General features: G+C 38.0%; 6 protein-coding genes and 1 pseudogene. 3 read left to right on the top strand and 4 right to left on the bottom strand.

What is annotated here, in order from left to right; genetic code table 11:
• Positions 1 to 259: 259 nt before the first annotated feature.
• Positions 260 to 841: a putative quinol monooxygenase gene (locus AFK68_RS23365; protein WP_094675525.1), complete on the top strand. Its 582-nt coding sequence runs from the start codon at positions 260 to 262 to the stop codon at positions 839 to 841.
• Positions 842 to 998: 157 nt separating this feature from the next.
• Here the strand turns inward: AFK68_RS23365 and AFK68_RS46205 are convergent.
• The 4 genes and pseudogenes from AFK68_RS46205 to AFK68_RS23350 form a co-directional block, all read right to left on the bottom strand.
• Positions 999 to 1,244: pseudogene (locus tag AFK68_RS46205) on the bottom strand (heme-copper oxidase subunit III); the annotation flags it as partial.
• Between the two features lies 1 nt (position 1,245).
• A partial coding sequence (locus AFK68_RS23360) for a heme-copper oxidase subunit III (RefSeq protein WP_246844367.1) occupies positions 1,246 to 1,841 on the bottom strand: 596 nt, incomplete at its 3' end.
• A gap of 712 nt (positions 1,842 to 2,553) precedes the next feature.
• On the bottom strand, positions 2,554 to 4,320 hold the full coding sequence (ctaD, locus tag AFK68_RS23355) for a cytochrome c oxidase subunit I (RefSeq protein ID WP_094675521.1): 1,767 nt from the start codon (positions 4,318 to 4,320) through the stop codon (positions 2,554 to 2,556).
• A gap of 245 nt (positions 4,321 to 4,565) precedes the next feature.
• Positions 4,566 to 5,600 carry a cytochrome c oxidase subunit II gene (locus tag AFK68_RS23350; protein WP_094675519.1) on the bottom strand — a complete coding sequence of 345 codons (1,035 nt, stop codon included), beginning with the start codon at positions 5,598 to 5,600 and terminating at the stop codon, positions 4,566 to 4,568.
• An 848-nt stretch (positions 5,601 to 6,448) separates the two neighbouring features.
• Here AFK68_RS23350 and AFK68_RS23345 point away from each other — a divergent pair.
• Both AFK68_RS23345 and AFK68_RS23340 read left to right on the top strand, forming a co-directional pair.
• Positions 6,449 to 7,363, top strand: coding sequence for a heme A synthase (locus AFK68_RS23345; RefSeq protein ID WP_094675517.1), 915 nt, complete (start codon positions 6,449 to 6,451; stop codon positions 7,361 to 7,363).
• Positions 7,364 to 7,898: 535 nt separating this feature from the next.
• On the top strand, positions 7,899 to 8,885 hold the full coding sequence (locus tag AFK68_RS23340) for a heme o synthase (protein ID WP_094675515.1): 987 nt from the start codon (positions 7,899 to 7,901) through the stop codon (positions 8,883 to 8,885).
• The last annotated feature ends 550 nt before the right edge of the window (positions 8,886 to 9,435 follow it).

Below are 9,435 nucleotides of genomic sequence, written 5' to 3'. Positions count from 1 at the left end.
GTTGTAATATTTTGGTAGTAGTTAGGAGTTAGGCGTTGTAGAGGCGATTAGCGCAATTAGGAGCATGACCTACGAAATCGCCCGTACAAGAGTCATAATTTTCAAAGTTTTCAGGTTAAATTAACTATTATATTATAAAAACTGTCACAACCAATTTAGGATTACTATATTAATAGTGTCTAGAATGTTAGAGATAAATTTATCATAGTTTTATTATTGAAAAAACACTGTAAACAATAAAAGAAGGGAGTAAATATATATGTTTAATTATCAAAAAATTGAGCGTAACCTACGTTTAGTATCAGCACAAAAATTAATAATTGGCGGATTAATTTTCGGATGCTTGCTTGGCTGTGAATCTCAGGTAGAAAATACCAATAGTAGTGAGAATTTATCATCAACACCAGTCTCAACTACAGAAACAACTGTCGCTAATAATAGTAATGAAAAACCAGTATTGGCAAACAAAAAAAATAAACTAAAAAACAGTCAAGTAAGTCAAGCTCCCAAACAACCTCGAACAGAATTCATGGGATTACCTGTGGCACTATCATCAAGATTTGTTGTTAAACCAGAGAAACGAGAAGAATTTATCAAACTAGCTACAGAAGCTACTAAACAAACAAGAAATGAACCTGGTAATCTTAGTTATAATGTTTATGAAGAAACCACTTATCCCAATTCATTTATATTTTTTGAAGAGTGGAAAAGTAGAGGCTCCCTTGATAAGCACTTAGCAACTCCTTATGCGAAAAGTATAGTAGAGAAATTTAGTGAATTAGTAGAAGGTGAACCTAGTTTGAGAGTTTATTATATTGAGCGAACAGAATTCCGACGTTGATAAATAAAGAAGGTAGAGGAAAGAAAAGGGGAGAAGGGAGAAAATTTTTTTATACTGAATTAAGCATACATGAAAAAAAATGTAGGGATGTTTTATAGAACATCCCTACAAAGGTTTTAGCAAAAGTTGATATAATTTATCGACAGAAATATCTGGATTAAAATTGAGTCAAAATATAAAGTAAAGTGAACAAAACAATCCAGATAATATCAACAAAGTGCCAATAAATTTCTGCCATCTCAATACCAACGTGCTTTTCTTCGTTGTAATGACCAGCACGACGAGAACGCCATAACACACCAAGAATTAGCAATACACCAACAAAAACGTGGAGACCGTGGAAACCAGTCATCACATAAAAACAGTTGGAAAAGACATTAGTAGTCAGACCATAACCCAAAGTNATCCAGATAATATCAACAAAGTGCCAATAAATTTCTGCCATCTCAATACCAACGTGCTTTTCTTCGTTGTAATGACCAGCACGACGAGAACGCCATAACACACCAAGAATTAGCAATACACCAACAAAAACGTGGAGACCGTGGAAACCAGTCATCACATAAAAACAGTTGGAAAAGACATTAGTAGTCAGACCATAACCCAAAGTCATGTACTCATAAACCTGACCACCTAAGAAAATGATACCCATGATTGCTGTAACTAAATACCATAAGCGCATTCCTGAGATATCATTCTTTTTAATTGCAGTATCGCCCTTGTGAATCACAAAACTACTAGAAACCAGAATAATAGTGTTAATTGTCGGCAATAATAACTCTACCTCTGTTTCTTCAGGAGGCCAAACTCCTGCATTTGCTCGATAAATTAAATAAGCAGCAAATAACCCTGCAAACATCAAAGACTCAGAAGCGAGAAATGTTAATAATCCGAAAACTCTTAAATCCTGATGTTCTTCGTGATGACCTGCTTCTACTGATGCCGAATGAACTGAAGTATCAACTAAATTATTAGTTGTCTCAATTGTTGAACCTTGCATAATCTCCTGTACCTAGATAAACAAAATTGATTTTTGAAGTTGGATAGTTGAGTCGAGTAGGGTGCGTATTTACGGCCTAAATTCCGACTATAAAAGGGATTTAGCAATCTGTCGGAACTTATCATTTTAGGTGTTTCGGTCTACTATTACGGTGCGTTACGCTTGGCTTTTTCCTGACGGAATGCTCCGCATTCATGTCGGCTCTTAGCCGAAACATATTGCGCAGCAAAACGCACCCTACTGGACCGTTTCTTTCTCCCGTACGGACGTTTAGCTAACGCACAACTTCGTTAACGCTGCGCGACATGAAACGCATTTTTGTTATGCAACGTCCCTACCCTAGTCCCTAATGCACAGTTTTAGCTCTGTCGGTCTACTACTGGGGTGACACACCTAAAATGTTGCAATAGTAGGGGCGGGTTTCCTGTTTCAATTTATGAGTTTTCACATTTGATTAGATAAACCTGCCCCCAATGATCTAAAGCACTATTACTACTCTGTAAGGACATTGCATCCAACGTCCCTACCTATTCCCTCTTTTCTAATNCTACTGGGGTGACACACCTAAAATGTTGCAATAGTAGGGGCGGGTTTCCTGTTTCAATTTATGAGTTTTCACATTTGATTAGATAAACCTGCCCCCAATGATCTAAAGCACTATTACTACTCTGTAAGGACATTGCATCCAACGTCCCTACCTATTCCCTCTTTTCTAATTGTCCCCTGGAGGATTCTGAGAATCACCAGAACCACTATATAAGGATGAAGAATCAGCTTCAGACACAGGTACACCTGTTTCCTTAACCTTGGAACTTGGTTGAGAAATCAGCTTGAACCGCTCTCGAATACCAAGAGTTTTCTTCGAGCCAAAATCATAAGGACCATAAGTAACCACTGGCAATACTTCCCAGTTTTCAATGATGGGAGGTGAGCTAGTAGTCCACTCCAAAGATAAACCACCCCAAGGATTATCGCCAGCTTTTGGCCCATACATCCAACTCCAAACCATATTGATGAAGAATGGAATTACAGATAAACCAAGGATAATTGACCCATAAGTACAGATATGGTTGATAGATTCAAACTTAGGGTCATACATGGCAATACGACGTGGCATTCCCTGTAAACCTAATTCGTGCATCGGTAGGAATGTCATGTTGGTACCAATAAAGGTGAGGACAAAATGAATCCGACCCCAGGTTTCGTTGTACATCCGACCTGTAATTTTGGGGAACCAATGATACATACCTGCATAGAGACCAAACACTGACCCGCCAAATAGAACGTAATGGAAGTGAGCTACTACATAGTAACTATCATGGACGTGAACATCAAAGGGAGCTGTTCCCATAGTTACACCACTAAGTCCACCCATAACGAACATTGCTAATAAACCAATGGCAAAAAGCATTCCACTGGTGAAGCGAATTTTTCCACCCCAGAGGGTAGCTACCCAACTAAAGATTTTTACTCCGGTAGGAACTGCCACAATTAGAGTAGAAATAGTGAAGAACATCCGCATCCAAGGAGGAGTTCCACTGGTGAACATATGGTGAACCCATACGAACAAACCTACTACACAAATAGCAAGACTAGAATAGGCGATCGCTTTATAACCAAATATTGGCTTACGAGCATGAACAGGAATAACTTCTGAGAGAATGCCGAATATTGGCAGAATCATCAGATAAACTGCGGGGTGAGAATAGAACCAAAATAAGTGCTGGTAGATGACCACATCACCGCCCATCTCTGGTCGAAAGAAGCCGGTGCCAAAATTGATGTCAAATAATAACATTACCAAAGCTGCTGCTAAAACAGGAGTGGAGCAGAGAGCTAAAACGGAGGTAGCGAGAATTGCCCAGCAAAATAGGGGAAGTTGATCCCATTTCATGCTAGGAACTTTCATTTTCAGGATTGTGGTGATAAAGTTCAACGAACCCAGAATTGAGGAGGTTCCCACTAACACGATACTGAGAATCCATAAAGATTGTCCCGCGTTATTGGTGATAATGCTGAGTGGGGGGTATGCTGTCCAACCACTTTGCGCTCCTCCCAAAGCTATACTTGCAATTAATAATGCTCCAGCAGGAGGGTTGAGCCAGAAGGCAATGGCGTTCAGGTTTGGAAACGCCATGTCTCTTGCTCCCACCATTAGGGGAACGAGATAGTTACCGAAACCACCGATAGCAGCAGGCACGATCCACAGGAAAATCATTATCGTGCCGTGGTTTGTTAGGAAAGAGTTATAGACATTTGGATCGAGAACGTCTGGGTCTGGTGTATAGAGTTCAGCTCTTAGACCCATTGCCATTAGACCACCGAGCAGATAAAAGAAGAAGGCAGTAACTAGATATTGAATGCCAATTACCTTATGGTCTATGTTATAGCCGAAGTAGTGATACCACTTCCAGGCTTCCGGATGTGATTTTTCCGGTTGTGATTCTTGAGTATCTAAAGGAATTTGTGTTTGTGTCATTTCAGTTATCGGTGTAGGGACGTTGCATGCAACGTCTAGTAGTGACAGTTTCCGTTCCGGAATGCTCCGCAAACGCGAACTGTCAGTACATCAGTTATCAGTACCTCTGAGTTCAGAACGTAGGGGTTTTGTCTCCAAACCCCTACAAAACTTGGAGTTTTACCAATACTGATGGTAGAATTTTCTTCTCCAAAGTCAAGGGATTTGATTTGATTGATTGTTCTACCAAATCCTAGAACGTTTTTTTAATGATAAGCTGGATGAATTTGATTTAATGTTTCGGAATCAATTCCCATCTCCTGAGAGTAGGGTGTAAGATATTCCGACTCTGATAAATCAGCAGTATTTACTGCTACAGCTTGATTCAATTCTGGTTTTTGAGCAAAAGTATTTTCTGTTATCCAAGCTTCATATTCTTCTTGGGTTTCAACAACAACAGTTGTTCTCATTGCTCCGTGGTAAGCACCACAAAGTTCAGCACAATAAACTGGATATACTCCTGTTTGACTAGCTGTAAAACGTAATTGGGTATCTTTACCAGGAATTGCATCTTGCTTCAGACGGAAAGCAGGTATCCAGAAAGCATGAATTACATCATTAGCAGAAAGGTTGATTTGGATATCCTTGTTTACAGGAATATGTAATTCTCCTGCCATGACACCACTATCGGCATAGTTCATCAACCAACCATATTGAACACCGGTGATGTCAACTACCACATCTGCTGGTTTTCCTCCCTCTTCAGGAGTTGCTCCCAAACCATATTTGTTAGCCACTTTTTCAGCTACTTCTGTTGATTCCATTCCTTCAGCATCTGCAATCATAGGAGCAGCAATAGCAGCCCCAGGCATTTTCGCCACTTGCTGGTGAGATGAGGAATGATGATGGCTCATCATCATTGTACCACTTGGATCGAATCCACCCATCTGTCTGTATACATCTACACTATAGATGCCAAGACCAATAACAATTATAGATGGAATCGCAGTCCAAAATATTTCTAATGGTAAATTTTCTCTAAAGCTAGCACCATCCCCATCATCTCCTTTGCGCTGACGAAATTTAATTACGCAAAAGACAATTGTGCCTTCTACTACTAGAAATAGACCTGCTGCTATAGTAAACATTACATCAAAAAATCTATCAACCAGAGGCGCTTGTTCGGAAGCTTGCTCTGGCAGAAGACCATGATGTTGACCTGCCCATACGCTAATTATGGTGATTACTATACCAACTACTAAAGTTATTATTGAGACTGGTACTTTTTCTTTTTCTTCCATTTTACTTAGGTTATTTTGTTGTTCTAGTGAACTTAACCAAACTTATCCAAATCTCAGGTTTTAGTTTTGGATACTGCTTTGATATTTCCCAGAAAATCAGGTTCTCGCAGTCTATAAGTTATTTTCTCCACAAACTTAAAATTTGTATGTGGAAACTCTGTCTACTTAACTTGGTTTAATTAGGTTCAAAACTTCACTATTTTTAGTTTCAGTTGTTAACCATAACCTAGGTAGAAGAGTCTGTGACTTGTTGTCATACTCAACTACTTAGCTTAAACTAACCATCTACCTATAACTAGATATAATTGTTACTTTTTAGGAAGATTTTAGGTTCTCTCCATTTTATCTATAATTTCTCTAGGCAAAGTTTATTTTATTTTAACTATTGCACTGAAAAACTACCCCACACTTTGGCTCAAAAAAGTTAAAATTAAATTGTGTACTCTTAAAGTTCATATTTTACTGGTTTGAAAAAGGAGAAAAAGTTAAAAATAAACTTTTTTGGAAATTGGTAACATATACAGCAATAAACTGTGAAGAAACATTAAAATCAGAAAACTTTCTAAAGCTCTACAATTATAGAAATACTATCCTTTATAGTAACAAAAATCATTCACCTTTCTCTCTTTGTCAATACTTAGTATTTCGTTAAATTAGTAACAATAANTTTTGACTTTAAAATTCCTCCGAAAAGCAATAAACTGTGAAGAAACATTAAAATCAGAAAACTTTCTAAAGCTCTACAATTATAGAAATACTATCCTTTATAGTAACAAAAATCATTCACCTTTCTCTCTTTGTCAATACTTAGTATTTCGTTAAATTAGTAACAATAAAATGTAAAATTTATGGCCAACTCTGTTTTAAATAACAATGAAATTATTTACTCTCAGTCTCCAGCACGGGAACGCATTCGTGGTTTAGTATGGAAACTATGTGTAGCCACCCTAATATTGATGGCTATTGGTAGTGCTACCAGAGTGATGAATGCAGGTTTAGCTTGTCCTGACTGGCCGTTGTGTTATGGTAAGTTAGTACCAATGGCACAAATGAACCTACAGGTATTTTTAGAATGGTTCCATAGATTAGATGCAAGTTTAATCGGTTTTGGGGCTATCGCTCTGATGGGTTTATCATGGTGGCACAGACAGGAACTACCTAGTTGGCTACCCTGGACATCCACTTTTGCTTTAGGTCTCATAGTTTTCCAAGGTGTACTTGGTGGGTTAACAGTAACACAACTATTACGTTTTGATATTGTGACTGCTCATCTGGGTACGGCTTTACTTTACTTTATGACTTTATTGGTCATGGGTATGTCAATGATTCCATACAAAGGTACTGGGAACGTTGGTAAATTACCTTGGGTGGGATTAACTGCTGCTATTTTCGTCTATTTACAAAGTTTAATGGGTGCATTAGTTGCTTCTCAGTGGGCACTGCATCAATGCTTTGGTATTGCCGAACTTTGTACAGTAATGAATAGTCACATTTTTGGTGTTGTGCCTCCGACTTTAACAACATTAACATTAGTAGTAATGGCGTGGCGCACCTCTGCCTTACATCCGCTGCTGCGAAAGTTAGCAAACTGGTCTGGTTTATTAGTATTAGCTCAAATTGGTTTGGGGGTTATGACATTCCGGTTACGTCTGCAAATTGAGCTATTAACTGTATCTCACCAAGCTATAGGAGCAGCATTACTAGGAACTTTAGTAGCTTTTACTGTGATTGCTTTACGCGATCGCCAAGTTGCAAAAGCTTAATTGTTAATCTAGATACAGTAATATACCCCTCTTTTGTGAGTTATTAGATTAGAAACCTTAGCTATCTGCAGAAGTAATCTAAAGATGACCTGTTATAAGAAACGGGGTTTATTGGAGTTCAATGGTAGGGACGTTGCATGCAACGTCCGTACAAGAGCATTTAATACAAACCCGGTTTCTATGCTTTTTTACACCGATACTACCGGAAATCAGACTTGATATAACCTAGATGCGTAGTGCTATACAAGTAACTAAACTTTTCAAACTGGCTAACATCAAAAATTAACTGGCACTAATATCCGTTTTTATATTGCTTAGGACTAATGCAAAAAAACCTAACCTCCGAATGCGCTTCCTATCCCCCCTTACCCCCCTTTGAAAGGGGGGGAGGATCTAAGAGGGAGTATGGCTCCCCTCTCTTTGCAGGAGAGGGGTCGGGGGAGAGGTTTAAGCAACCAAAAAATTTACCCACAATTTTAGCCTAGACACGCTAGTAATAACCAGTTTCAACAGAAAATTAACAAATTAAGAATCCATGCAAGAAGTTATTTCACATAGTCTTCCACGACGTCACGACAATATTCTACAAGTAATTAAAAGCTATTATCAACTCACAAAACCCCGCATTATTCTGCTGCTATTGATAACAACTGCAGCCGGAATGTGGTTGGGTGCAAAAGGAGAAGTTTCTCCCCTTCTGTTATTCATTACATTAGTTGGTGGAACTTTAGCTTCAGGTGCAGCTAATACTATCAACTGTATCTACGACAGCGATATTGACTATATTATGGAGCGTACTCGCTGGCGTCCTATTCCATCTGGGAGAGTTCAACCCCGTCATGCTCTGATTTTTGCATTGACTCTGGCAGCTATATCATTTACTTTGCTGACAGTTTTTGCTAATTTACTAGCTGCACTGTTGGCAATGTCTGGAATAGTTTTTTATGTTGCTATTTACACTCACTGGTTAAAACGTCACAGTGTTCAAAATATTGTCATTGGTGGTGCTGCTGGTGCTATTCCTCCATTGGTAGGTTGGGCTGCTGTTACAGGAGAATTAAGTTGGGCAGCTTGGTTACTGTTTGCCATAATTGTTGTCTGGACTCCTCCTCATTTTTGGGCATTAGCAATTTATATTCGTGATGAATATAAGGAAGTGGGTGTACCAATGTTACCTGTAATTGAAGGAAATGAGGAAACAGCTAGACAGATTTGGGTTTACACTCTGATTTTGATTCCGATGACACTATTGCTAGTTTATCCATTGCATACAAGTGGAGCAGTTTATGGAGTATTAGCAACTTACCTTGGTGCAATTTTTATTAAGAAAGCTTGGGAGTTGTTGAAGGAGCCTGATAATAAAGATGTGGCGCGATCGCTCTTTAAGTATTCCATTTATTACATGATGTTGTTGTGTTTAGTAATGGTAATTGATAGTTTACCTTTTACTCATGGAATTACTACTGCTTTAGTGGATAATTTGCAAACCTTTGTTGGTGGTGTAATGGCAATGTTATCTTAGTTACTATTGTCCAATAGTTAGACAATATAATTTTGTTTTAGGTGGGCTTTTGCCTGCCTTTTTGTTTGACAATTTGTAGTTTGATAAATATCAATAATTAGGTTATAATATTAAATTTAGTTCTCATAACAACCTGATTATTTTATTTTGGGTATTTATTCTGCCACACTTCCCTTTTATAGAAAAATTAACCAAGCTTGTGTATAAGCTAAGAATCATTTAGATTTTATATTGCCTGTTGCCTATTACCTTTAACAAAAATTGAATATATACTTGTTTAAATGCTAAATAGCTTATCACTTGAGGAGTTTAGATTATGCATACTTTACTATATTCAAGACTATTAACATTTATGTTTGGAGTCTCAGGTTCCCAGTCTTCTATAGAACTGGTTGAACAATACAGAAAAACTATAGAGAGATTACATAATAATACATAGTATGTTGCTAGTACCATCCTGATGCAGTCAATTCTAACAGCTATCTTAGCAGAAGCAGCTTACAATTTAGTTGTTCGTTCTTGGTTACAAAGATTCTGTATTAAACTATGG

The organism is Hydrocoleum sp. CS-953 (assembly GCF_002260545.1).
GTDB lineage: Bacteria > Cyanobacteriota > Cyanobacteriia > Cyanobacteriales > Microcoleaceae > Trichodesmium.
This window is presented reverse-complemented; position numbering and strand designations above follow the sequence as displayed.

Bases quoted from the DNA above. Each gene is read 5' to 3' on its own strand.
- AFK68_RS23350 (WP_094675519.1), bottom strand. From the start codon at position 5,600: ATGGAAGAAAAAGAAAAAGTACCAGTCTCAATAATAACTTTAGTAGTT.
- AFK68_RS23345 (WP_094675517.1), top strand. From the start codon at position 6,449: ATGGCCAACTCTGTTTTAAATAACAATGAAATTATTTACTCTCAGTCT.
- ctaD (WP_094675521.1), bottom strand. From the start codon at position 4,320: ATGACACAAACACAAATTCCTTTAGATACTCAAGAATCACAACCGGAA.
- AFK68_RS23365 (WP_094675525.1), top strand. From the start codon at position 260: ATGTTTAATTATCAAAAAATTGAGCGTAACCTACGTTTAGTATCAGCA.
- AFK68_RS23340 (WP_094675515.1), top strand. From the start codon at position 7,899: ATGCAAGAAGTTATTTCACATAGTCTTCCACGACGTCACGACAATATT.